At 72.0% G+C, this 23,268-nt stretch carries 18 protein-coding genes, 2 tRNA genes and 1 pseudogene; 3 read left to right on the top strand and 18 right to left on the bottom strand.

Annotation, left to right across the window (positions count from 1 at the left end; all coding sequences use genetic code 11):
- Positions 1–82 precede the first annotated feature (82 nt).
- Entirely contained in the window at positions 83–1,972 is a 1,890-nt protein-coding gene (locus tag OG974_RS15915; RefSeq protein WP_327283379.1) for an AMP-dependent synthetase/ligase, read from the bottom strand.
- 238 nt (positions 1,973–2,210) lie between these two features.
- Positions 2,211–4,076, bottom strand: coding sequence for a translation elongation factor 4 (gene lepA / locus OG974_RS15920; RefSeq protein ID WP_327283380.1), 1,866 nt, complete (start codon positions 4,074–4,076; stop codon positions 2,211–2,213).
- A gap of 212 nt (positions 4,077–4,288) precedes the next feature.
- Here lepA and rpsT point away from each other — a divergent pair, with 212 nt between their 5' ends.
- On the top strand, positions 4,289–4,555 hold the full coding sequence (gene rpsT, locus OG974_RS15925) for a 30S ribosomal protein S20 (RefSeq protein WP_327161927.1): 267 nt from the start codon (positions 4,289–4,291) through the stop codon (positions 4,553–4,555).
- 370 nt (positions 4,556–4,925) lie between these two features.
- On the opposite strand, the gene holA is transcribed toward rpsT, so the two are convergent.
- Complete coding sequence (gene holA, locus OG974_RS15930) at positions 4,926–5,918, bottom strand: DNA polymerase III subunit delta (protein WP_327285642.1); 993 nt, start codon at positions 5,916–5,918, stop codon at positions 4,926–4,928.
- Positions 5,919–5,993: 75 nt separating this feature from the next.
- Between holA and OG974_RS15935 the strand changes: the two genes are divergently transcribed.
- Positions 5,994–6,236 (top strand): hypothetical protein, encoded by a 243-nt coding sequence (locus OG974_RS15935; RefSeq protein ID WP_327283381.1) that lies wholly within the window; start codon positions 5,994–5,996, stop codon positions 6,234–6,236.
- A gap of 26 nt (positions 6,237–6,262) precedes the next feature.
- On the opposite strand, the gene OG974_RS15940 is transcribed toward OG974_RS15935, so the two are convergent.
- The 14 genes and pseudogenes from OG974_RS15940 to OG974_RS16005 all read right to left on the bottom strand — a co-directional run bounded on the left by OG974_RS15940 (position 6,263) and on the right by OG974_RS16005 (position 20,878).
- Positions 6,263–7,123 (bottom strand): YceI family protein, encoded by an 861-nt coding sequence (locus tag OG974_RS15940; RefSeq protein WP_371643491.1) that lies wholly within the window; start codon positions 7,121–7,123, stop codon positions 6,263–6,265.
- A 157-nt stretch (positions 7,124–7,280) separates the two neighbouring features.
- Positions 7,281–9,653, bottom strand: a pseudogene (locus OG974_RS15945) (ComEC/Rec2 family competence protein); the annotation flags it as partial.
- Positions 9,650–10,585 carry a ComEA family DNA-binding protein gene (locus OG974_RS15950; RefSeq protein WP_327283383.1) on the bottom strand — a complete coding sequence of 312 codons (936 nt, stop codon included), beginning with the start codon at positions 10,583–10,585 and terminating at the stop codon, positions 9,650–9,652. The gene OG974_RS15950 and the pseudogene OG974_RS15945, both read right to left, overlap by 4 nt.
- 98 nt (positions 10,586–10,683) lie before the next feature.
- Complete coding sequence (locus tag OG974_RS15955) at positions 10,684–11,529, bottom strand: DegV family protein (protein WP_327283384.1); 846 nt, start codon at positions 11,527–11,529, stop codon at positions 10,684–10,686.
- 767 nt (positions 11,530–12,296) lie between these two features.
- Positions 12,297–13,049, bottom strand: a complete 753-nt coding sequence (locus OG974_RS15960) for a hypothetical protein (protein ID WP_327283385.1) — start codon at positions 13,047–13,049, stop codon at positions 12,297–12,299.
- A 124-nt stretch (positions 13,050–13,173) separates the two neighbouring features.
- Positions 13,174–16,056, bottom strand: coding sequence for a leucine--tRNA ligase (leuS, locus tag OG974_RS15965; RefSeq protein WP_327283386.1), 2,883 nt, complete (start codon positions 16,054–16,056; stop codon positions 13,174–13,176).
- A gap of 247 nt (positions 16,057–16,303) precedes the next feature.
- A tRNA-Ala gene (locus tag OG974_RS15970) sits at positions 16,304–16,376 on the bottom strand.
- Positions 16,377–16,549: 173 nt separating this feature from the next.
- Positions 16,550–16,783 carry a hypothetical protein gene (locus OG974_RS15975; RefSeq protein ID WP_008738908.1) on the bottom strand — a complete coding sequence of 78 codons (234 nt, stop codon included), beginning with the start codon at positions 16,781–16,783 and terminating at the stop codon, positions 16,550–16,552.
- 143 nt (positions 16,784–16,926) lie between these two features.
- A tRNA-Ala gene (locus tag OG974_RS15980) sits at positions 16,927–16,999 on the bottom strand.
- Positions 17,000–17,111: 112 nt separating this feature from the next.
- The gene (locus tag OG974_RS15985) at positions 17,112–17,768 is read right to left on the bottom strand and encodes a histidine phosphatase family protein (protein WP_327285643.1); all 657 of its coding nucleotides are present in this window, start codon (positions 17,766–17,768) and stop codon (positions 17,112–17,114) included.
- A complete protein-coding gene (rsfS, locus tag OG974_RS15990) occupies positions 17,765–18,211 on the bottom strand; it encodes a ribosome silencing factor (protein ID WP_327283387.1) in 447 nt (148 codons plus the stop codon). The genes OG974_RS15985 and rsfS overlap by 4 nt, the downstream gene beginning before the upstream one ends.
- Before the next feature lie 118 nt (positions 18,212–18,329).
- On the bottom strand, positions 18,330–20,000 hold the full coding sequence (locus tag OG974_RS15995; protein ID WP_329313510.1) for an LCP family protein: 1,671 nt from the start codon (positions 19,998–20,000) through the stop codon (positions 18,330–18,332).
- Positions 20,001–20,024: 24 nt separating this feature from the next.
- Positions 20,025–20,642 (bottom strand): nicotinate-nucleotide adenylyltransferase, encoded by a 618-nt coding sequence (nadD, locus tag OG974_RS16000; RefSeq protein WP_327283389.1) that lies wholly within the window; start codon positions 20,640–20,642, stop codon positions 20,025–20,027.
- Between the two features lie 68 nt (positions 20,643–20,710).
- A complete protein-coding gene (locus OG974_RS16005; RefSeq protein WP_327283390.1) occupies positions 20,711–20,878 on the bottom strand; it encodes a hypothetical protein in 168 nt (55 codons plus the stop codon).
- A 141-nt stretch (positions 20,879–21,019) separates the two neighbouring features.
- Here OG974_RS16005 and OG974_RS16010 point away from each other — a divergent pair, with 141 nt between their 5' ends.
- Positions 21,020–22,105 (top strand): M48 family metallopeptidase, encoded by a 1,086-nt coding sequence (locus tag OG974_RS16010; protein WP_327283391.1) that lies wholly within the window; start codon positions 21,020–21,022, stop codon positions 22,103–22,105.
- Here OG974_RS16010 and OG974_RS16015 read toward each other — a convergent pair.
- Complete coding sequence (locus tag OG974_RS16015) at positions 22,089–23,252, bottom strand: hypothetical protein (protein WP_328762740.1); 1,164 nt, start codon at positions 23,250–23,252, stop codon at positions 22,089–22,091. The two genes, OG974_RS16010 and OG974_RS16015, sit on opposite strands and share 17 nt — an antisense overlap.
- Between the last annotated feature and the right edge of the window lie 16 nt (positions 23,253–23,268).

Raw genomic sequence — 23,268 nt, forward strand, 5'->3', positions numbered from 1 at the left:
CCCGCGCACCGGCGGGGCGGTTCCCGCCGCACGGCCCCGCGGGGCGGCCTGCTGCCCCGCCCCGCAGGGCCCGGCGCGGACGCTACGCCTCGCGCGACCCCTCGTACATCTCGTCGATGAGGTGCTTGAACTCACGCTCGACGGCCGGCCGCTTCAGCTTGAGGCTGGGCGTGAGGTCGCCGTGCTCCACGTCGAGGTCGCGCGGCAGGATCCGGAACTTCTTGATCGTCTGCCAGCGCTGGAGGCCCTCGTTCAGGGTCTGGACGTACGTCTCGATCAGCCGGTTCGTCTCCGCCGCGGCCAGCACCTCGGCGTACGTCTTGCCCTCCAGCCCGTTCTCGGCGGCCCAGCCCAGGATGGACGGCTCGTCCAGGGCGACCAGGGCGGCGCAGAAGTTCCGGTCGGCGCCGTGCACCACGATGCTCGACACGTACGGGCAGATCGCCTTGAAGCGGCCCTCGATCTCGGCCGGGGCGACGTACTTGCCGTTCGAGGTCTTGATCAGGTCCTTCTTGCGGTCCGTGATGCGCAGGTAGCCGTCGGGCGAGAGCTCGCCGATGTCGCCGGTGTGCAGCCAGCCGTCCTCCTCCAGCACCTCGGAGGTCTTCTCGGGCTGCAGGTGGTAGCCCTGCATGATGCCGGGGCCGCGCAGCAGGATCTCGCCGTCGTCGGCGATGCGGACCTCGGTGCCGGGGAGCGGCTTGCCGACGGTGCCGGTGCGGTAGGCCTCGCCGGGGTTGACGAAGGAGGCCGCGCTGGACTCGGTGAGGCCGTAGCCCTCAAGGATGTGGATGCCCGCGCCGGCGAAGAAGTAGCCGATCTCCGGGGCCAGGGCGGAGGCGCCGGACACGGCGGCGCGCAGTCGGCCGCCGAAGGCGTCGCGGAGCTTGGCGTAGACGAGCGCATCGGCGATCTTGTGCTTGGTGGCGAGGCCGAAGGGGGCCGTGGCCTGGCCGGTGCGCCGGTAGTTGTCCTGGGTGACCTTGGCGTACTCGCGGGCCACTCCGACCGACCACTGGAAGATCTTGTACTTGGCGCCGCCGCCCGCGCGGGCCTTGGCCGCGACCCCGTTGTAGACCTTCTCGAAGATCCGGGGCACGGCGGCCATGTACGTGGGCTGGACGACCGGCAGGTTCTCGATGATCTTGTCGATCCGGCCGTCGACGGCGGTGACGTGCCCGACCTCGATCTGGCCGGAGGTCAGGACCTTGCCGAAGACGTGCGCGAGCGGCAGCCACAGGTACTGGACGTCGTCGCTGGAGATCATCCCGGTGGCAACGGTGGCCTTGGCCATGTACGACCAGTTGTCGTGCGGCAGCCGCACGCCCTTGGGACGGCCGGTGGTGCCCGAGGTGTAGATCAGCGTGGCGAGCTGGTCGGGGGTGATCGCCCCGATCCGCTCCTTGATCGCCTCGGGGTGCTTGGCGAGGTACTCCTTGCCGCGCGCCTCCAGGTCGGCGAGGGAGAGCACCCAGCCCTCCGGGTCGCCCTCGGCCTGCACCGCGTCGGCGGCCTCCAGGACCACGACGTGGGCGAGCTCGGGCAGGTCGGCGCGGCACTCACGGGCCTTGGCCAGCTGGGACGCGTCCTCGGCGATCAACACGCGGCTGGCCGAGTCGGAGAGGATGAACGCCGACTCCTCGGCGTTGGTGCTCGGGTAGATCGTGGTCACGGCTCCACCGGCGCACATGACGCCCAGGTCGGAGAGGATCCACTCGACGCGAGTGTTGGAGGCGAGCGCGACCCGCTGCTCCGGTTGCAGGCCGAGGTCGAGCAGACCGGCGGCGATGCCGAAGACCCGCTCGGCCGCCTGGCCCCAGCTCAGCGACTTCCAGTCGTCGGGGCCGCTGCCGCCGGCCGCGGGCACCGGGAACCGGTACGCCTCGGCGTGGGGCGTGGCGGCGACACGCTCAAGGAAGAGTGCCGCCACGGTGGGCGGGCGGTTCTCGATCAAGGTCTGTGTGTCGCTCACGGACGTCCTCCGGACCACGCGGCAGGGCCTGTCATCCAAGGCGGTGAATGACGGCTTCCAACAGGGCTTGCAACCAGCGCTTGTAACTGGCGAGTAACCAACGGGCAGTGATCAGACTAGGGGCCCTCCGGCTGGCGCGTAAGGGCCCTTGAGACGCCGATTCATAACGAAACAGGCCCCCGCGCGACTGCGCGGAGGCCTGTTTCACATGCGGCACAAGGCCCGTCGGGGCCTGCGGCTACTTCTTCTTGCCACCGGACTCGTCGCTGGAGAGGACGGCGATGAAGGCCTCCTGGGGCACCTCCACCGAGCCGACCATCTTCATGCGCTTCTTGCCTTCCTTCTGCTTCTCCAGCAGCTTCCGCTTACGGGAGATGTCACCGCCGTAGCACTTGGCGAGGACGTCCTTGCGGATGGCGCGGATGGTCTCGCGGGCGATGACGCGCGAGCCGACGGCCGCCTGGATCGGCACCTCGAAGGCCTGCCGCGGGATGAGCTCGCGCAGCTTGGCGACGAGCCGCACGCCGTACGCGTACGCGGCGTCCTTGTGGGTCACGGCGGAGAAGGCGTCGACCTTGTCGCCGTGGAGCAGGATGTCGACCTTGACGAGGCTGCCCGACTGCTCGCCGGTGGGCTCGTAGTCGAGGGACGCGTAACCGCGCGTCTTGGACTTCAGCTGATCGAAGAAGTCGAAGACGATCTCTGCGAGGGGGAGGGTGTAGCGGATCTCGACCCGGTCCTCGGAGAGGTAGTCCATGCCGAGCAGCGTGCCGCGGCGGGTCTGGCAGAGCTCCATGATCGCGCCGATGAACTCGGTGGGCGCGAGCACGGTGGCCCGGACGACCGGCTCGAACACGTCCGAGATCTTGCCCTCGGGGAACTCGCTCGGGTTGGTGACCGTGACTTCCTTGCCGTCCTCCAGGACGACGCGGTAGACCACGTTCGGCGCGGTGGCGATCAGGTCGAGGCCGAACTCGCGCTCCAGGCGCTCGCGGACCACGTCCAGGTGCAGCAGGCCGAGGAAGCCGACGCGGAAGCCGAAGCCCAGTGCGGCCGAGGTCTCCGGCTCGTAGACCAGCGCGGCGTCGTTGAGCTGGAGCTTGTCCAGGGCCTCGCGCAGGTCCGGGTACTCGGAGCCGTCGAGCGGGTAGAGGCCCGAGAAGACCATCGGCTTCGGGTCCTTGTAGCCGCCGAGGGCCTCGGTCGCGCCGTTGTGCAGGCTTGTGATCGTGTCACCGACCTTGGACTGACGGACGTCCTTCACGCCGGTGATGATGTAGCCCACCTCACCGACGCCGATGCCGTCGGCCGGGGTCATCTCCGGGGAGGAGACGCCGATCTCCAGCAGCTCGTGCGTGGCGCCCGTGGACATCATCCGGATGCGCTCGCGCTTGTTGAGCTGGCCGTCGACCACACGGACGTACGTGACGACGCCGCGGTACGAGTCGTAGACCGAGTCGAAGATCATCGCGCGGGCGGGGGCGGCCTTGACGCCGACCGGGGCCGGAACGGTCGCGACGACCTTGTCGAGCAGGGCGTCCACGCCGAGGCCGGTCTTCGCGGAGACCCGCAGGACGTCCTCGGGCTGGCAGCCGACCAGGTTCGCGAGCTCCTCGGCGAACTTCTCCGGCTGGGCGGCCGGCAGGTCGATCTTGTTCAGGACCGGGACGATCGCGAGGTCGTTCTCCATCGCCAGGTACAGGTTGGCGAGGGTCTGGGCCTCGATGCCCTGGGCGGCGTCCACCAGGAGGACCGTGCCCTCACAGGCGGCGAGGGAACGCGAGACCTCGTACGTGAAGTCGACGTGCCCGGGGGTGTCGATCATGTTGAGGATGTGCGTCTTGCCCACGCCCTCGCCCACGGTGGGCGCCCAGGGCAGCCGGACCGCCTGGGACTTGATCGTGATGCCGCGCTCACGCTCGATGTCCATGCGGTCGAGGTACTGGGCACGCATCTGCCGCTGGTCGACGACACCGGTGAGCTGGAGCATCCGGTCGGCGAGCGTCGACTTGCCGTGGTCGATGTGCGCGATGATGCAGAAATTGCGGATCAGCGCCGGGTCGGTACGGCTCGGCTCGGGCACGTGGCTGGGGATCGCGGGCACGCAGTGTCCTGATTCTCGGGTCGCAGTCGGAAGCGTTTCCGGCTCTCGTCGGATCTGTACGCAGACTCCCATGGTCCCATGGACGGGGCGATGCGCTCGGTTTGGGCCGGTCGGAGCGCGCCTGGTAGCCTGGGCAGCTGTGTCTCGTATGCCCTCTCAGCTGTCGGGACACAATCCGAAGATCAAATCTCTGAACCTGAAAAGGCTCTTTCGTGGCGAACATCAAGTCCCAGATCAAGCGGAACAAGACGAACGAGAAGGCGCGCCTGCGCAACAAGGCCGTCAAGTCTTCGCTCAAGACCGCGATCCGCAAGGCCCGTGAGGCCGTGGCCGCCGGTGACGTCGAGAAGGCCACCGTGGCTTCTCGCGCCGCCTCGCGTGCGCTCGACAAGGCCGTCTCGAAGGGTGTCATCCACAAGAACGCCGCCGCCAACAAGAAGTCGGCGCTGGCCACCAAGGTCGCCACCCTCCAGGGCTGAGCTCTGATGTGATCGCCGGAAGGGATCCAGCGGGCCCTCTCTCCCGCTCCCGACCGGCCCCCGCGCCGCACACGAAGCGTTCGCCACGCGGGTGCGGTGCAACCGAGCAGTGAACGAAGGCCCCGGCCGCCTCCCTTCCCCAGGGCGGCGCCCGGGGCCTTCGCCTTTCCTGCGTCCCGGCGCGGCTCAGCGGCCGTCTCGACGGCGGGCCGGACGGTGTTCGGCGGCGGACCGCGCGCGGTTCAGCGGCGGACCGGACGGGGTTCAGCGGGGGCGGACGGGATTCCGGCGGCGGACCGCGCGCAGTTCAGCGGCGGCCCCGGACGGGGTTCGGCGGCGGGCGGGGTTCCGGCGGCGGGTCGGGCGGGGTTCAGGGGCGGGTCGGGCGGGCGGCGCGGGCCACCGCCACGACCGCCTTTTCCAGGGCGTACTCCGGGTCGTCGCCCCCGCCCTTGACCCCGGCATCGGCCGCGGCCACGGCACGCAGGGCCTCCGAGACCCCGTCCGCCGACCAGCCCCGCATCTGCTGGCGTACCCGGTCGATCTTCCACGGCGGCATGCCCAGATCCCGTGCCAGGTCTCCCGGCCGGGCCCCCCGCGGTGCGGAGGCGAGCTTGCCGATGGCCCGGACCGCCTGCGCCAGTGCGCTGGTGATCAGCACCGGCGCCACTCCCGTGGACAGCGACCACCGCAGCGCTTCGAGGGCCTCCGCCGCACGTCCCTCGACCGCCCGGTCGGCGACCGTGAAGCTGGAGGCTTCGGCGCGGCCGGTGTAGTAGCGGCCGACCACGGCCTCGTCGATCGTGCCCTCGACGTCCGCGCAGAGCTGCGCCGCCGCACTCGCCAGCTCCCGCAGATCGCTCCCGATCGCATCGACCAGCGTCTGGCAGGCCTCCGGGGTGGCCGACCGGCCGAGCGTGCGGAACTCGCCCCGGACGAACGCCAGCCGGTCCGCCGCCTTCGTCATCTTCGGGCAGGCGACCTCGCGGGCCCCGGCCTTGCGGGCCGCGTCCAGCAGCCCCTTGCCCTTGACCCCGCCCGCGTGGAGGAGCACGAGGATGATCTCCTCGAACGGCGCCGCGAGGTACGCCTTGACCTCCTTGACCGTGTCCGCGGACAGGTCCTGCGCATTGCGTACGACCAGTACCTTGCGCTCGGAGAAGAGCGAGGGGCTGGTCAGCTCGGCGAGCGTGCCGGGCTGGAGCTGCTCGGGGGCGAGGTCGCGCACGTCCGTGTCGGCATCGGCGGCCCGGGCGGCCGCCACCACCTCTCGTACGGCACGGTCGAGCAGCAGGTCCTCCTGCCCCACCGCGAGGGTGAGCGGGGCGAGCGGATCGTCGGTGGAGTTCTTCCTGGTGGCCATCGCACCCAGCATCCCACGCCGCACTGACAGCCCCCCGCACAGCGGCCCCCTCGCCCCGTACCCGAGAATGACCGCGTGAACGTGCGACATGTACTGGTCCTGCCCGACCGCGACGCCGCCGAGGAGGTGGCCCGGGAGGCGGTCGACCGCTTCGGCCTCCCCGAGGAGCCGCAGTTGGTCCGCGACGCCCTGGCCGGCGAGGACGACGCCGAGGACGCCCAGTGGCTGGTGGTCGTCGAGGACCCGCAGGAACGGCTCGACGCCACCGTGCTGGACGGCCTCGCCTCCGAGTACGAGGGCTGGCTGGAGACCCCGTAGCGCCCCGCCGGCCCGCCTTGCGCGCCTTACGCCTTGTGCACGATCTGGATGTCCAGCACGACCTCCACGCTCGAACCGAGCGCCGCTATCCCTTGAGCCAGCAGGGACTGCCAGTTCAGGGCGAAGTCCTCGCGGTGCAGCTCGGCGCTCGCCCGGCACGCCGCACGCGGTTCGCCCTCCAGCCCCGTACCGAGGCCCAGGTACTCGGTGTCCAGGGTCACCGAGCGGCTGACCCCGTGCAGGGTGAGGGCGCCCGCGACGGCCCAGCGGCTGCCGCTGCGGTGGATGAACCGCTCGCTGTAGAACTCGACCGTCGGATGCCGGGCCGCGTCCAGGAAGTCGGCGGAGCGTAGGTGGTCGTCCCGCATCCGCACACCGGTGTCGATGCTCGTCGCGTCGATGATCACGTGCATGGAGGAGTCCTCCATGCGGTCGGCTATCCGCACCGCGCCGGCAAAGGTGTTGAACCGGCCGCGGATCCGGGCGAAGCCGATGTGCTGGGCGGTGAAGCCGATGGACGAGTGCGTCGGGTCGAGCTCCCAGTGGCCGGGCGCCGGCAGCAGCGGCGGTTCCACGGCGTCGAGGACGATCTCGCCGGTACCGGGCTGTGCCGGGTCCCCCACCAGCGTCGCCCCGTGGAAGGGCGCGTACCCCTCGGCGGTGACGGAGAGCCGGTACTCCCCCTCCGGGACGGCCGCGGTGAAGCCGCCGTACGGATCGGTCTCGCCGCTGACGATGCGCCGGCCGATCGGGTCGGTCACCTCGAACTTGGCCTGTCGGACCGGCTGGTGGACGGTGTCGAGGACACGACAGCTGAGCAGCCGCGCCGTATGAGGCAGCGTCAGTGTGGCGGACGTCTGCGAACCGGCGCTTCCGGCCGTCTCCATCCCTCTTCGACGACTGAACATGGTTGGGGCACCCCCGTGCTGTGTGGACGCGTACCGCTCTGGCGAAAACGCATTCGATCATGCTGCCGGGTTGTGGGCAAACAGAAAGACCGTGTCCGGTATGCCCGTGTCGGCGCCGCCGCCGGCGGGAGGGGAAGGCCCGCATCCGCGGGCCGCTCCCCGCGACGGCGATCGAGCCGTCGGTGTCGGTGCGCAGCACGGTCGCGCCCAGGGTCCGCAGGTGCGCGAGGGTGCCCGGAGCGGGGTGCCCGTAGCGGTTGCCCTCGCCGACCGGGACGATCGCCAGACGGGGCCGGACCCGGGCCTGGAGGCCGGGGTCCTGATGGGCCGAGCCGTGGTGGGCGACCTTGAGGACATCGACCGGACCCAGCTCCGGATGGGCCCTCAGAAGCGCTTCCTGCGAGGGTGGTTCGAGGTCCCCGAGCAGCAGGAGGGTCAGGCCCGCCCCGCGGACCAGGAGGGCGACGCTGGCGTCGTTGGGCCCCTGCGGCCGCGGGCCGTCGGGCGCGGGCCACAGCACCTGCCACTCCAGGGGCCCGGCACGGCGCCGCTCGCCCGCCGAGGCCGCCACGACCGGAACGTGCGCCGCGGCCGCGGCCCTTCGGACGAACTCAGCCTGCGCGGGCGGCTCTTCCAGCGTAGTGGTCTGAATCACACCCACGGTCCGGTCGTGCAGCACCCCGGACAGGCCGCCGACGTGGTCTGCGTGAAAGTGCGTCAGCAGGAGCAGCGGCACCCGACGCACCCCCAAGGAGTGCAGGCACGCGTCCACCGGGCCCGGTTCGGGACCTGCGTCCACCACGACGGCCGTGCCCGGGCCGGCGGCGAGTACGGCGGCGTCGCCCTGGCCGACCGCGCACTGGACGTAGCTCCAGTCGGGCGGCGGCCAGCGGGTGAGCGTACGGGTGAGCTGCGGCGGCCGCAGGACCGCGAGGAGCAGCAGTACGGCCAGTGCGGAGCACACCCACGGCCGGTGCCGGAGCCGTGCGCCGATGCCCACGACGGCCAGGGTGGCGGCGGCCAGCAGAAGTCCCCCGGTGAGCCCGCCCGGCCAGGCGAGCTCCGCGCCCGGCAGCCGCGCCCCGGCCCGGGCCACCGCGGCGATCCAGCCGGCCGGCACCCCCGCGCACCGGGCGAGCAGCTCCGCGACGGGCATGCACAGCGGAGCCGCCGCGAGCACGGCGAAGCCGAGCACGGTCGCGGGACCGGCCGCGAGTTCGGCGAGCAGGTTGCAGGGCACCGCCACGAGGCTCACCCGGGCCGAGAGAACGGCGACCACCGGCGCACAGACCGCCTGCGCGGCCGCCGCGGCGGCCAGCGCCTCGGCGAGCCGGGGCCGCATCCCGCGGTGGCGCAGGGCTTCGCTCCAGCGCGGGCCGAGCGTGAGCAGCGACCCGGTGGCCAGGACCGAGAGCAGGAAGCCGGGGCTGCGGGCGAGCCACGGGTCGTAGAGCACGAGCAGCAGCACCGCGGCCGCCAGGGCGGGGATCAGGGATCTGCGCCGCCCGGTGGCGATGGCCAGCAGGGTGATCGCCCCACAGGCCGCGGCCCGCAGCACGCTCGGCTCCGGCCGGCACACGACCACGAACGCCAGGGTCAGCACCGTCCCGCACAGGGCCGTCGCCCGCAGGGACAGCCCGAGGCGGGGTGCGAGGCCGCCCCGCTCGGCGCGCTGCGCGGCGGCCGGTGCGCCGATGAGCAGGAACAGCACCACGGTCAGGTTGGACCCGGACACGGCCAAGAGGTGCAGCAGGTCCGTGGCCCGGAACGCCTCGTCCAGGTCGGGCGGCACCCGGGAGGTGTCCCCGACCACCAGCCCCGGCAGCAGGGCCCGGGCGTCCGGCGCGAGCCCCTCGGTGGCCTCGCGCAGCCCGGCCCGCAGCCTCCCGGCGGCCCGCTGGACGGTGCCGGGTCCGCCGGTCACCCTCGGCGGGGTGTCCCCGGCCGGGCGGAGCAGCGCCACGGCCCGCTCCCCGGACCGGCCCGGGGCCAGCCGGGCGACGACCGCGACCCGGGTCGACGGCTGGAGCCGGGCCCACTGCGGATGCCCGGCCAGCACCCGTACGGGGGTCTCGACCCGGGTCTGCGCACCATCGGGTCCGGTCACCCGGTCGAGCACCGCGTCCAGGACCACCACGGGCGGGCCGCTACCGCTGCGCGCCGTCCGCGGGTCGGAGCCGATGGTGAGCTCGGCGAGGACCCGGGCATGGTCCCTGGCCAGCCCCAGGACCGGACCGGCCCGCGCCTCGGCCCGTTGGAGGCCCGCCACCCCGGCCCCAGCGGCCGCGCAGAGCAGGACGGCGGCCCCCGCCGTGCCGATCCGCCACAGCGACTGCGGACGCCGGCAGCCGGCCAGGAGCAGCAGCCCCGCGCCGAGGACCGCCGCCCCGGCCCCGGCGGCGGTCCAGCCGGCGGGTGCGCCGAGGGCGAGGGCGGCCGCCGCCCAGCCGGCCAATGCCGGTACCGCGAGGCGCAGATCCACCGGGCCCGGCCCCTCGGGGCGCTTCACGGCCTGACCAGCTTGCGCAGGTCGGCGAACCGCCGCTCTCCGATGCCGTCGACCTGCCGGAGCTCCTCCACCGAACGGAAGCCGCCGCGGGCGGCCCGGAACTCCACGATGTGCTGCGCGAGGACCGGGCCGACCCCGGGCAGGCCGTCCAGTTGCTCCACGGTGGCCGTGCCGAGGCTGAGCGGCCCGGCACCACCACCGGGGCCCGGGCCTCCCGGGGCGGGCTGCGCCGGTGCACCCACCGCCACCTGCTCGCCGTCCACCAGCACCCGGGCCCGGTTGAGCCCGGTGGTGTCCGTACCGGGCCGCACTCCCCCGGCGGCGGCCAGCGCGTCCTCGACCCGCGAGCCGGTGGGCAGCCGCCGCACGCCGGGGTCACGGACCTTTCCGCTGATGTCGACGACGATCCGCGTGCCGGCTCCGCCGGAGGCGACCGGGGGGCTGGGAGGCGCGGCCGAGGCCGGGGTGACCACCGAGGGCGCGGTCACCGGCTGCGGCCTCGACGTCCAGTACTGCTGGGCCCCGAAGGCGACCGCGGCGACCAGCACCACCGCGCCGGCGGCCACCGAGCGCGGCTCCACCGCGCAGCGCGCCTGTAGCCAGAGCGGCAGCCGCTCCCGCACGGCGAGCCGGAGCGCGGTCCCCCCGGCCAACGGGACCTCCCCCGGCGGACCGGCCACGGACCGGATCGCCGCCCCCGGACCCGGCGCCCCCTCCGGTGACGGGGACTGAGGCGGGGGCTCCGGTGACGGGATCTGCGGCGGGCCGCTGCCGCCGAGCAGGGCTTCGGCCCGGCGGCGCACCGCGGCGGGCTCGGGGTGGTGCGGGCGGGCGCGGCCCCTGCCGTGGCGCAACCGCCCGTCGGAAAAGCGGAGGCGGCCGGGGCCGCCGGTGGCTCCGGAGGAATGCGAAGTGCGTGTACGAAGAGTCATGCCACGACGGTAAGGACGAATCCCGACCGCAGTTCGGATTTATCAATTCCGGTGGATATCCCGGCCGTTGTGGATATCCCCGCCACTCTTTCCGGTGATCAGCGGGGGGAGACGACCGCCGCCAGCAGCCCCGGACCCGTGTGTGCGCCGATCACCGCACCGACCTCGCTGACGTGGAGCTCGACCAGTCCGGGGATGCGCTCGCGCAGCCGCTCCGCGAGCTTTTCCGCCCGTTCGGGGGCCGCGAGGTGGTGCACGGCGACGTCGACGCCGCCCGCCCCGGCGCGTTCCACGGCCAGTTCCTCCAGGCGGGCGATGGCCTTGGAGGCCGTACGCACCTTCTCCAGCATCTCGATCCGCCCGCCCTCCAGCGTGAGCAACGGCTTGACGGCGAGGGCCGAGCCGAGGAGTGCTTGGGCGGCCCCGATACGGCCGCCGCGGCGCAGGTAGTCGAGCGTGTCGACGTAGAAGTACGCGGACATGTCCGCGGCGCGCTTCTCGGCGGCGGCCACGGCCTCGTCGACGGAGCCGCCGGCTTCGGCCGTTTCCGCGGCGGCGAGCGCGCAGAACCCGAGGGCCATCGCGACCATGCCGGTGTCGACGACGCGGACGGGGACCGGGGCGGTCTTGGCGGCGACCACGGCGGCGTCGTAGGTGCCGGAGAACTCGGCGGACAGGTGCAGGCTGACGATGCCGGTAGCGCCGGCCTCCGCGGCTGCCTGGTAGGCCCGTACGAACTCCTCCGGGCTGGGGCGGGACGTGGTGACCGGGCGGCGCTTCTGCAGGGCCAGGGCGAGGCTGCGGGCCGAGATCTCGGTGCCGTCCTCAAGCGCCTCGTCGCCGAGGACCACGGTCAGCGGGACGGAGGTGATTCCGTGCCGCGTCATGGCCGGTCGGGGCAGGTAGGCCGTGGAATCGGTGACGATCGCGACATGGCGGGACATGAGCCGGAGGTTACCGCCAGTGGGGGTGGTACGGCAGCCCAGCCCCTGGCCTGGGGGTGGACGGAGTGGCTGCCCAGCCCCGCCGCGGGCTGCCCGCGCGCCCGGCCGCGGCTCGGCGCGGGGGGTGCCGGGCACGCTCCTGCCGCGCCACCGGAGGTGCTCGGCCGCTCGTCTGCGCCCGCACCCGAGGGCACCCGCTACCCGGGCGGTCGCCCACCGACCCGAGCCCACGTGTCGCAGGCTGCCGCTAGGCACGGCCCCGTCCGGCTCAGTGCCCGGGGGTGCAGGGCCGAAGCTCAGCGCCAGGCCTCAGGACCAGGGCTCGGAGCCAGGGCTCAGGACCAGGGCTCAGCGCCCGGGGCTCGGGACCAGGGCTCGGGACCAGGGCTCGGGACCAGGGCTCGGAGCCAGGGCTCGGAGCCAGGGCTCAGCGCCCGGGGCTCGGGACCAGGGCTCGGGACCAGGGCTCGGGACCAGGGCTCGGGACCAGGGCTCGGAGCCAGGGCTCGGAGCCAGGGCTCAGCGCCCGGGGCTCGGGACCGGGGCTCGGGACCAGGGCTCGGAGCCAGGGCTCAGGACCAGGGCTCAGGACCAGGGCTCAGCGCCCGGGGCTCAGCGCCCGGGGGTGCGGGGCCAGGGCACAGCGCCCGGGGCTCGGGGCCAGGGCTCAGGACCAGGGCTCAGTGCCCGGGGGTGCAGGGCCGGAGCCCGGAGCCCGGAGCCCAGGGCTTCAGGGCCGGGCCTCTGGCCCGACCCGGGCCTTCCGCTCACGTCGTCGCTTCCGGCCTCGGGGTCTTCTGCCAGGGGTGGCGGGTCGGTGCGGGGGTGGGGTTCAGGGCCGCCGGGCGGGCCGACGGGGGCTCCGGGGCGCGGTCGGCGGTCCCGGACGGGGGCTGCGAGGTGTGCCCGGCCGGGGGCTGTTGGGCGTCCCAGGCCGCTGCCGCCGCCGCGAGGTCGTCCACCGATTCCCGGGACCAGTCCCGCAGCGCACCCGATTCGACCTCGATCTGCGCCGACAGCGCCGACAGGTCGTCCTGGGCGAAGCGCCGGGCACGGTCGCGGGCGGCCCACCGCAGCGAGTCCGCCGCCTGTGTGATCTTGGCGGTCCGTTCCTTCAGGTCGGGCAGCATGCCGGCGATCCGCCCGCGGTCCGGCTCCTGCTCCAGCCGCTTCAGCTCGTCGTCCAGCTCGTGTCCGTGCTCGCTCAGCCGCTCGAACAGCCCGATCGACTCCTTCAGCGAGGCGTCCGTCTGCACCCCCTGGTACAGCGCCTGCTGCGTGGCCCGCATGGACGTCCGCAGGTCCAGCCGCAGCTGTGCCAGTGCCCCGGTGACACCCACCTGCCCGAAGCTCTTCGCCTTCAGCGCGGTGTCCTCCACGGTGCGGCGGGCCTGAGTGATCGTACGGTCCACGCCGCGCTTCGCCGCCCCGACCACCTTCACGGTGGCCCAGGCCCCCAGCCCCAGGAAGGCGAACAGCACCAACAGGGCAAAGATGATGATCAACGCGCCCGCCTCCATGAGAGGCTCCCTTCCCCTGCCGTTTCCGTCCCTTCCACGGTAAACGCCACGGGCAGGTTGGGGGTTCCAAACGAACCCCCAACCTGCCCGTACGGGAATCCCCCTAGATCGGGGGAGCGACGCTTCAGACGACGATGTTCACCAGCTTCGGCGCGCGCACGATCACCTTGCGGATCTCGGCCCCGCCCAGTGCCGCCACGACCGCCTCGTCGGCCAGCGCCAGCTGCTCCAGGTCACCCTCGGAGATCGTCGGCGGCACCTCCAGGCGGGCCTTGACCTTGCCCTTGATCTGGACGACGCAGGTCACGCTCTCGTCCACCACGTACGCCGGGTCCGCGACCGGGAAGTCCTGGTGGACCACCGAGTCGGGGTGGCCCAGGCGGTGCCACAGCTCTTCCGCGATGTGCGGGGCCAGCGGGGCGATCAGCAGGACCAGCCGCTCCGCGACCGAGCGCTCCAGCGGGCGGCCGGCCTTGGTCAGCGCGTTGTTCAGCTCGGTGATCTTCGCGATGGCCGTGTTGAAGCGCAGGCCGGCCATGTCGGCGCCGGCCCCGTCGATGGCCTTGTGCAGCGCGCGCAGGGTGTCCTCGCCCGGCTCGGCGTCGACGACGGTGACCGCACCGGTCTCCTCGTCCACGATGTTGCGCCACAGGCGCTGCAGCAGCCGGTACTGGCCCACCACGGCCCGGGTGTCCCACGGACGCGAGACGTCCAGCGGGCCCATCGCCATCTCGTACAGGCGCAGGGTGTCCGCGCCGTACTCCTCGCAGATCTCGTCCGGCGTGACGGCGTTCTTGAGGGACTTGCCCATCTTGCCGTGCTCGCGCTTGACGGGCTCGCCCCGGTAGAAGTAGCCGCCGTCGCGCTCCTCGACCTCGGCCGCAGGTACGTACACACCGCGCGCGTCGGTGTAGGCGTACGCCTGGATCATGCCCTGGTTGAACAGCTTGTGGAACGGCTCGGCCGAGGAGACGTGCCCCAGGTCGAACAGGACCTTCGACCAGAAGCGCGCGTACAGCAGGTGCAGCACCGCGTGCTCGGCGCCGCCGACGTACAGGTCGACGCCGCCGTGCGGCGCGTCCTCGCGCGGACCCATCCAGTACTGCTCGATCGCCGGGTCCACCAGGGCCGACGCGTTGTGGGGGTCCAGGTAGCGCAGCTCGTACCAGCAGGAACCGGCCCAGTTGGGCATGGTGTTGGTCTCGCGGCGGTACGAGCGCACCCCGCGCCCGTCACCCAGGTCCAGCTCGACGTTGACCCACTCCGCGTTCCGCGACAGCGGGGTCTCCGGCTTCGAGGCGGCGTCGTCCGGCTCGAACGTGCGCGGCGAGTAGTCCTCGACCTCGGGCAGTTCCAGCGGCAGCATCGACTCGGGCAGCGGGTGCGCGACGCCGTCCTCGTCGTAGACGATCGGGAAGGGCTCGCCCCAGTAGCGCTGGCGGCTGAACAGCCAGTCGCGCAGCCGGAAGTTGACCGTCCCCTCACCGATGCCCTGCTCGGCCAGCCACGCCGTGATGGCTGCCTTGGCCTCGACGACGCCCAGGCCGTCCAGGGAGACGCCCTCGCCCGTCGAGTTCACGATGGTGCCGTCGTACGAGGAGAACGCGTCCTCCCACTCCGCCGGGTCGGCGTCGCGGTCGTCCGAGGGCTCCACGACGCAGCGCATCGACAGTTCGAAGGCGCGGGCGAACTCGAAGTCGCGGCTGTCGTGCGCCGGGACGGCCATGATCGCCCCGGTGCCGTAGCCCATCAGCACGTAGTCCGCGATGAAGACGGGGACCTGGTCGCCGCTGACCGGGTTGGTCGCGTACGCGCCGGTGAACACACCGGTCTTGTCCTTGGCCTCGGCCTGGCGCTCGACGTCCGACTTCGCGGCGGCCTGCTTGCGGTACGCGTCCACGGCCTCGCCGGGGGTGGCGGCGCCGCCGGTCCACACCTGGTGCGTGCCCTCGGGCCACTCGGCCGGGACGATCTTCTCAACCAGCGCGTGCTCGGGCGCCAGCACCATGTAGGTGGCGCCGAACAGGGTGTCGGGACGCGTGGTGAACACGGTGATGGCGTCGTCGCCGACCGCGAAGTCGACGCGCGCGCCCTCGCTGCGGCCGATCCAGTTGCGCTGCTGCAGCTTGATGGCCTCGGGCCAGTCCAGCGCGTCCAGGTCGTCCAGCAGGCGGTCCGCGTAAGCGGTGATGCGCATGTTCCACTGGCTCAGCTTGGCCTTGAAGACCGGGAAGTTGCCGCGCTCGGAGCGGCCGTCCGCGGTGACCTCCTCGTTGGCCAGTACGGTGCCCAGCCCGGGGCACCAGTTCACGGGCGCGTCGGAGGCGTACGCCAGCCGGTGCTCGTTCAGTGCGTCGGCCCGCTCGCCCGCGGTCAGCTCGGCCCAGGAACGGCCGCCGGGGACCTCACGGGAGCCGTCCTCGAAGGCGGCGACCAGCTCGGCGATCGGACGGGCCTTGGCCGCGTCCGCGTCGTACCAGGAGTTGTAGATCTGCAGGAAGATCCACTGGGTCCACTTGTAGTAGTCCGGGTCGATCGTCGCGAACGAGCGGCGCTTGTCGTGGCCCAGGCCCAGGCGGCGCAGCTGGACCTTCATGTTCTCGATGTTCGCCTCGGTGGAGACGCGCGGGTGCGTGCCGGTCTGCACGGCGTACTGCTCGGCCGGCAGGCCGAAGGCGTCGAAGCCCAGGGTGTGCAGGACGTTGTGGCCGCTCATCCGCTGGTGGCGGGCGAAGACGTCGGTGGCGATGTACCCCAGCGGGTGACCGACGTGCAGGCCCGCACCGGAGGGGTAAGGGAACATGTCCATGATGAACTTCTTGGGCCGCGCGACGACCGCCGCCGCCTCGGCGGACTCGGCCCCGGCCAGGTCACCGGTCGGGTTCGGGGCCTCGTAGGTGCCCTCCGCGTCCCATACGTCCTGCCAGCGTGCCTCGATGTCGGCGGCCATGGCAGCCGTGTAACGGTGCGCCTCGGCCGCCTCGGCCGGGGTGTTCGTCTCGCTCATGATTTCTGAAGCTCCATCGATCGTCTCTGCCGTCTCTGCCTGCCCAAACGAAAAAACCCCTCGCACAGGAGGGGGCGCCGCGCCGATGCCGACCGTGTCGAAGGTCGGTACTGATCAGCGCGGCTCGGTAAGCAGAAGGCGTACGGCACGCATGGCGCCAGGGTACCGCAGCGGCCTCGACCGCCGCTCGACCGTTCCGCACAACGAGAAGCGGGCCACCCGATCCGGGTGGCCCGCTTCTCTTCTGTGGAGCTAAGGAGAATTGAACTCCTGACCTCCTGCATGCCATGCAGGCGCTCTACCAACTGAGCTATAGCCCCTTGCTTCTCTGCCGCCGGGCCCCTTCTCGGTTTCCCTTGCCGGTTCCCCCTGGCGACATCGAGAACATTACACGGTCATGGCCCAGGTCCAAAAATCGGTTTCCGGGCGATGCGCTTCGCCCGGTTCGCCCGATCTGCGGCCCCATCGGCCATGCCCGTTCCCTGCCGCGGCCCTACGCCCTGGCGAACTGGTAGAACCGCTTGAGCGTGCAGTGTTCGTCGAGTAGGCGGCCGTAGATCGGCTCCCCTTCCAGCTCGCGGTACGTCTCGATCGGGTCGCCTTTTATGATCAGCGCCCGCGCGCATTCCTCGCACCAGTACTGGTAGTCGGGGTTGACCGGGTCCATGTCCCGCACGATCGGCGTGCCGTTGTTGCACCAGTCGCACCGCCGCCGGTGTGCACCCATCCGTCAGCGACTCCCTCCCGCATCGGGCCGTCGACTCCCCCTCCGGCGTTCCGATTCTGCCACGCGGGTGCGGGGCAGGTCAGCAGGCGCCGAAGGTACAAACGGAAGGATCCCGCCCCCTGTTGGGGACGGGATCCTGATTGTGGAGCTAAGGAGAATTGAACTCCTGACCTCCTGCATGCCATGCAGGCGCTCTACCAACTGAGCTATAGCCCCGCTCTCCGCTGCGCTCCCCCCGTTTCCGGTGTTCTGCGCTGCGAACAAGAAGAACTCTAGCCTGTGACCAGCCGGAAAGTGAAATCCGGGTGGGAGCCGCCCTGAGGCGGGCTCAGTCGTCGTCGCCGAGCACCGGTTCCGGCAGCGTGCCGGCATTGTGCTCCATCAGACGCCAGCCGCGCGCGCCCTCGCCGAGGACGGACCAACAGCAGTTGGAGAGCCCGCCCAGGCTCTCCCAGGCGTACGCCTCCAGGCCCAGCAGCCGGCCGATGGTCGTACGGATGGTGCCGCCGTGGCTGACCACGACGAGCGTGCCGTTCTCCGGCAGCCGGCCGGCGTGCTCCAGCACCACCGGCGCCGCGCGGTCGGCGACCTCGGTCTCCAGTTCGCCGCCGCCGCGGCGGACGGGCTCGCCGCGCTTCCACGCCGCGTACTGCTCGCCGTACTTCTCGATGATCTCGTCGTGCGTGAGGCCCTGCCACTCACCGGCGTACGTCTCGCGCAGCGCGGCGTCCTGCGCCACGGGCAGGCCCGTGACCGCGCCCAGTTCGGCTGCAGTGGCGGAGGCCCGCCGCAGGTCGGAGGCCACGATGGCGTCCGGCTTCAGGGAGGCGAGCAGCCGGGCGGCGCGGCGCGCCTGCGCCACACCCGTCTCGGTCAGCTCGATGTCCGTGGAGCCCTGGAAGCGGCGCTCCAGGTTCCACGACGTCTGGCCGTGTCGCCAGAGGACGATCTTCCGGCCGGTCTTCCGGAGGGCGGTCGTGCTCAGAACAGATCACCGTCCAGGTCGTCGTCGCCCGCCGCCTCGCGCAGCTTGGCGTGCTCCTCCGCCTTGCCCTTGGTGAGCTTGGCGTCCTCGGGCAGCTCGATCTCGGGGCAGTCCTTCCACAGGCGCTCCAGCGCGTAGAAGACCCGCTCCTCGCTGTGCTGAACGTGGACGACGATGTCGATGTAGTCGAGCAGGATCCAGCGGGCGTCGCGGTCGCCCTCGCGGCGCACCGGCTTGGCGCCGAGGTCCTTGAGCAGGCGCTCCTCGATCTCGTCGACGATCGACTTGACCTGGCGGTCGTTGGGCGCCGAGGCGAGCAGGAAGGCGTCGGTGATCGACAGCACGTCGCTGACGTCGTACGCGATGATGTCGTGCGCGAGCCGGTCGGCCGCGGCCTGGGCGGCGGCGGTGATGAGCTCGATGGAGCGGTCCGTGGCGGTCACTGGCCATGCTTTCGGGTTGGCGGGCAGATCCTTACAAGGGTCTCATGTACCGCCGACCCCGCCCGCGCGGAACGTCCCGCGCGGGCCGGGCACCTGCCGATGGCCTGGTCAGGACGGGTCAGGACGGCTTGTAGTCCTTGCCCAGGGTCACCACGATGTCGGCGTTCACGGCGTTCTCGCCCTTCTTCACGACGGTCTCGGGCAGGCCCAGCGTCTTGGCGACGTCGACCGCCTTGGCCCGCTGCGCCTCGTCCTGGTACGTGATCTGCGTGGTGGACTGGGTCTTGTCGGCCTTGCCGCCGTCCACGAAGGTGTAGCCGCCGTTCAGCAGCGCCGCCTTCGCCGCGATCTGCGTCTTGTCGTCACCGGTGGCGTCCTTGAGTCCGACGCGGGGCGCGGCGCCGGCCTGTGCCGCCGTGAAGCTGCCGCCGAGCACCTCCTTGACGACGTTCTTGTTGGCGTCGTCGGTGAGCGCGCCGTCGGGCTTCACCGCGAGGGCGTCCGTGCGGTACGCGCCTTCCTTGGCGTGCTCGCCGAGCTTGGACAGCAGGGTGCCGAGGGTCTGGGCGTTCAGGGAGGGGTCGAGGATCTGGCCCATGCTCTCGACGGTGACGGTCGCCGACTTCGGGTCGCCGGGGACCTTGCGCAGCACCCCGTAGAGCACCTTGCCGAAGCGGTCCAGCTGCTTGGCCTCGGGCTCGCCCTGGGCGCGGTGGGTGGCGTACGCGACGGCCATCGCACCGCTGAGGTGCTGCTTGGCGCCCTGCCCCACGGCCGGGGTCTTGGCGGCGTCGTCGGCCGGGATCGCGGTGTCGGTGTCGATCTCGATGCCGCCGACCAGCTCGACCAGGTTCTCCAGGAAGGGGGTGTCCAGGCGCCAGGTGCCGCCGATGTGGGTGCCGAGCACCGAGTCGAGGGAGTCCCGTACTCCGCCGCCGCCTTCCTCGACCGCCTTGCCGAGGGTCGTGCCGGTGCCGTCGTCCTTCGGGACGCCCAGCGCGTTCGGCAGCAGGACGGTGGCGCCCTTCCCGGTGGTGACGTTGTCGACGAGCAGCGCCGTGGAGGTGCCGCCCTTCTTGGTGTTGTACAGGTGGACGGCGATCATGTCGCGCTTCTGCGCCCCGGCTGCTGCCGCGCCGGCCTTCTTCTGCCCGGGGCCGTCGAGGAACGGCAGCTTGCCCGCGTACCAGAGGTAGCCGACGCCACCGACGACGAAGAGGGCGAGGACGACGAGGAGCGCGACCACGCGGTTGCGGCCGCGGCGGCGGGCCTCCTCGCGGCGCTCGGTGCGGCTCTCGGTGAACTTGAGCCAGTCGATGACGTCTTCGGAGTCGTCGTCCGGCTGGTCGATGAAGGCGAACTGCTCGGTGCGGTAGTCCGGGTCGGACGGCCCGCCCTCGGGCCGGCGCGGTTCGGGGATCCGGTCGGGGCGCGGCGGCTCCGGCTCTGCCGCGGGGGCGCGGGCGGGGGCCGGGGGCTCGGGGGCGGCCTGCTGGGGGATCCACTGCTGGGCCTGCTGCGGGTGCTGCGTTTCGTACCCGTAGGCGGGGGCCTGGGTGTACTCCTGCTGCCCGTACGCCGGGGCGGCCGGCTGCTGCGGCTGCTGTTGCTGCGGCTGCTGGTACGCCTGCTGCGGCTGCCGGCCGTAGCCCTGCTGGTCGTAGCCGTACTGCTGCTCGTACTGCTGCGCGGGCGCCTGGCCGTACACCGGCTGCCCGTACGGGTCGTAGCCGATGAGCTGCTGCTCCTGTGAGGCGTACGGGTCGTACGGCTCCTGTCGGTCGTTCACCGCGGGGCCCCTCTCTCCGGAAGCTCAGGCTCCCCGGTACAGCTCACGCTTGTCGATGTAGCGCACCACACCGTCGGGCACCAAATACCAGACAGGATCGCCCTGGGCGACCCGGGTGCGGCAGTCCGTGGACGAAATCGCCAGCGCGGGCACCTGCACCAGGGAGACGCCGTCCTCGGGGAGCCCGTCGTCGGTGAGCACGTGGCCCGGCCGGGTCACTCCGATGAAATGGGCGAGCGAGAAGAGCTCGGCGGCGTTGCGCCAGGTCAGGATCTGGGCGAGGGCGTCGGCGCCGGTGATGAAGAACAGGTCGGCGTCTTCGTTGAGCGCGCTCAGATCACGCAGGGTGTCGATCGTGTACGTCGGGCCGCCGCGGTCGATGTCGATGCGGCTCACCGAGAACTGGGGGTTCGAGGCCGTCGCGATGACCGTCATCAGGTAGCGGTCCTCGGCGGGGGACACGGCGCGCTGCGACTTCTGCCACGGCTGGCCGGTCGGTACGAACACCACCTCGTCGAGGTGGAACAGGGCGGCCACTTCGCTGGCGGCCACCAGGTGTCCGTGGTGGATCGGGTCGAATGTCCCGCCCATCACGCCGAGCCGGCGCTTGACCGGGCCGGTAGGCATCTCCTGCTCTCCCATGAGCGCAGAGCCTACTGGCCCGGCGGAGCGGTGCGGACCCGCACTTCGAGCACGTGCGCGAGCGCGGTTCAGCGGTCGCGGTTCAGGCGGGTGGTCACCCAGAGCATCAGCAGCAGGATGCACAGCGCGCCGCCACCGGTCAGGTACGGGTTCAGGCTGTCGTGGTTGCCGCCGTGCTGCTCGGCGCCCTCCGACGCGAGAACGACCAGGTTGTGGGCGGTGGAGGAGAGGCTCATCAGGCAGATACCTATCGAGTCGGGGAGCGGGCGGAGACTTCGCTCACATCGTATGCGGGGGCCTGGGGCACGCTCACGCCGACTCAGGCGTTGGAGAGGATAGACGCAGCAGCACTCAGGCCGACCAAGGGGGAGGGCGTTATGACGGAGACCGGATTCGAGAAGGTGCCGGCGCGGGACCGCAGGAGGTTCCCCGGTATTTCTTCGCGCGCGTACGAGCACCCGGCGGACCGCTCGGCGCTGGTCGCGCTGCGCAAGCTGAGCGGTTTCGACACCGTGTTCAAGGCCCTGAGCGGCCTTCTTCCGGAGCGGAGTCTGCGCCTGCTCTTCCTGTCGGACTCCGTCCGGGTGGGCGAGACCCAGTTCCCGCACCTGCACGAGATGCTGCGCGACGCCTGTTACATCCTGGACCTGGAGCAGGTTCCGCAGATGTACGTGCAGCAGGACCCGAAGCCGAACGCCATGTGCATCGGGCTGGACGAGCCGATCATCGTGGTGACGACGGGCCTGGTGGAACTCCTCGACGAGGAGGAGATGCGGGCGGTCGTGGGCCACGAGGTGGGCCATGCGCTGTCGGGGCACGCGGTGTACCGCACGATCTTGCTGTTCCTGACGGGGCTGGCGCTGAAGGTCGCGTGGATCCCGCTGGGCAATGTGGCGATCACGGCGATCGTGACCGCGCTCCGGGAGTGGTTCCGCAAGTCGGAGCTGTCGGCGGACCGGGCCGGACTGCTGGTCGGGCAGGACCTGCAGGCCTCGATGCGGGGCCTGATGAAGCTGGCGGGCGGCAACCACCTCCACGAGATGAACGTGGACGCCTTCCTGGCCCAGGCGGAGGAGTACGAGTCCAGCGGCGACCTGCGCGATTCCGTGCTGAAGATCCTCAACATGCTGCCGCGGACGCATCCCTTCGCCACCGTGCGGGCGGCCGAGCTGAAGAAGTGGTCCCAGAACCGGGACTACCAGCGGATCATGGACGGCCACTACCCGCGGCGGGACGAGGACAAGGACACCTCGGTGACGGACTCCTTCCGCGAGTCGGCCGCGCACTACGCGGACGCCGTGCGCAGCAGCAAGGACCCGCTGTTCAAGCTGGTCGGCGATATCGCGGGCGGCGCGGCCGATGTCGGCGGCAAGCTGCGCGACAAGTTCACGGGCACGGCCGGCGGCGCGGGTACGGGCCCGGGCACCGGGAACAAGGGTGACGGAGCTACGGAGCAGGGCTGACGGGGGCGGCCCCGGCGGGCGTGGGCGGGGCCAGTACGCCGCACAGCCCGGCGGTGCGCCGCGGGGTGCCGCTGGCGTACGGGTCGCTCGCGGCCGGGCCCACGGTGGTCGGCCCGGCTCCGGCCAGGACCGGGCGGAAGCCTTCGGCGGGCTCGGTGGAGCAGTCCTGCGGGCCGGCCATCACGTAGGCGGAGACCAGCTCCGCCCGCCGGGTCGTGAGGTCTTCCTGGTCGAAGCGCAGTCGCAGCTCGCGCCGGACGGTGAAGAGCGAGGCGCCGTCCGCCGCGGCCGGGGATCCGGTGGCGGGGCGCACGGCGTACACGAAGGTGTGATCGGTGCTCACTTCGAGGACGTCCGCGGAGACCTCCTCGAAGACGAGGGTTCCGTTGACCCGGACCCGGGTGTCGGCCACGGCCGCGGTGCCCGGGTCGAAGCGGACCAGCCAGCCGGTGGCCGCGTGCCGCCCGTCGCCGGAGGGCGAGGTCATGCTGAGGTCGAACTGGGCCAGCTGGTCGGGGTCGAGCAGGACCCGCACGGGCCGGGTGGCGGCGCCGGCCAGCACGTCGGGGTCCAGCGAGGACTGCACCAGGTAGTCCTTGGCGATGGACAGTGCGGTGACGACCTGCCCTTCGGTGAAGTGGTGGGTGCGGCGCGCGGCGGGCAGGGTGATCCCGGCCGCTCCGACGCGGTAGTCGGCCGCCGGGCTCTTTGCGAAGAGGTCGACGGGCCGCCCGCCGGGCACGGCGGTGCTGGGGGCCAGGGGTACGACGGTGCTGGTCAGCGGTTCGGTGCGGCCGGTGTACGGCGGGACCGTCGGGTTGCTCAGGCCCATGTAGACGGCCGCGGCGAAGGCCACCGCGATGAGCAGCACGAGCAGCATGCCCTGGCGGGCGCCGCGGCCGGGGGTGCTGGTCCGGGGCTTGGCGGAGCCACCGCCGGACCAGATGGACCGGCTGCGCACGGCACGGGCGTGTTCGCCCATCCGCTCCTGTGCGGAGAACTCCTGGAGCCGGGCGGCCCGGACGAAGTCCTCGTCGAACACCACCGACCGGTACTCGTCCGACCGGTACTCGTCCGACCGGAATTCCTCGTCGCCCCCGCCGATGCCCTCGGGGGTGCCGTCGGGTGGATCTCCTGGCACGGCCATCGCTTCTCCCCGCTGT

This window comes from Streptomyces sp. NBC_00597, from assembly GCF_041431095.1.
Classification (GTDB): Bacteria; Actinomycetota; Actinomycetes; order Streptomycetales; family Streptomycetaceae; genus Streptomyces.

Bases quoted from the DNA above. Each gene is read 5' to 3' on its own strand.
- OG974_RS15960 (WP_327283385.1), bottom strand. From the start codon at position 13,049: ATGGAGGCGGGCGCGTTGATCATCATCTTTGCCCTGTTGGTGCTGTTC.
- OG974_RS16015 (WP_328762740.1), bottom strand. From the start codon at position 23,252: ATGGCCGTGCCAGGAGATCCACCCGACGGCACCCCCGAGGGCATCGGC.
- OG974_RS16005 (WP_327283390.1), bottom strand. From the start codon at position 20,878: ATGAGCCTCTCCTCCACCGCCCACAACCTGGTCGTTCTCGCGTCGGAG.
- OG974_RS15950 (WP_327283383.1), bottom strand. From the start codon at position 10,585: ATGACTCTTCGTACACGCACTTCGCATTCCTCCGGAGCCACCGGCGGC.
- holA (WP_327285642.1), bottom strand. From the start codon at position 5,918: ATGGCCACCAGGAAGAACTCCACCGACGATCCGCTCGCCCCGCTCACC.
- OG974_RS15975 (WP_008738908.1), bottom strand. From the start codon at position 16,783: ATGGGTGCACACCGGCGGCGGTGCGACTGGTGCAACAACGGCACGCCG.
- leuS (WP_327283386.1), bottom strand. From the start codon at position 16,056: ATGAGCGAGACGAACACCCCGGCCGAGGCGGCCGAGGCGCACCGTTAC.
- OG974_RS15955 (WP_327283384.1), bottom strand. From the start codon at position 11,529: ATGTCCCGCCATGTCGCGATCGTCACCGATTCCACGGCCTACCTGCCC.
- nadD (WP_327283389.1), bottom strand. From the start codon at position 20,642: ATGGGAGAGCAGGAGATGCCTACCGGCCCGGTCAAGCGCCGGCTCGGC.
- OG974_RS16010 (WP_327283391.1), top strand. From the start codon at position 21,020: ATGACGGAGACCGGATTCGAGAAGGTGCCGGCGCGGGACCGCAGGAGG.
- OG974_RS15940 (WP_371643491.1), bottom strand. From the start codon at position 7,123: ATGGAGACGGCCGGAAGCGCCGGTTCGCAGACGTCCGCCACACTGACG.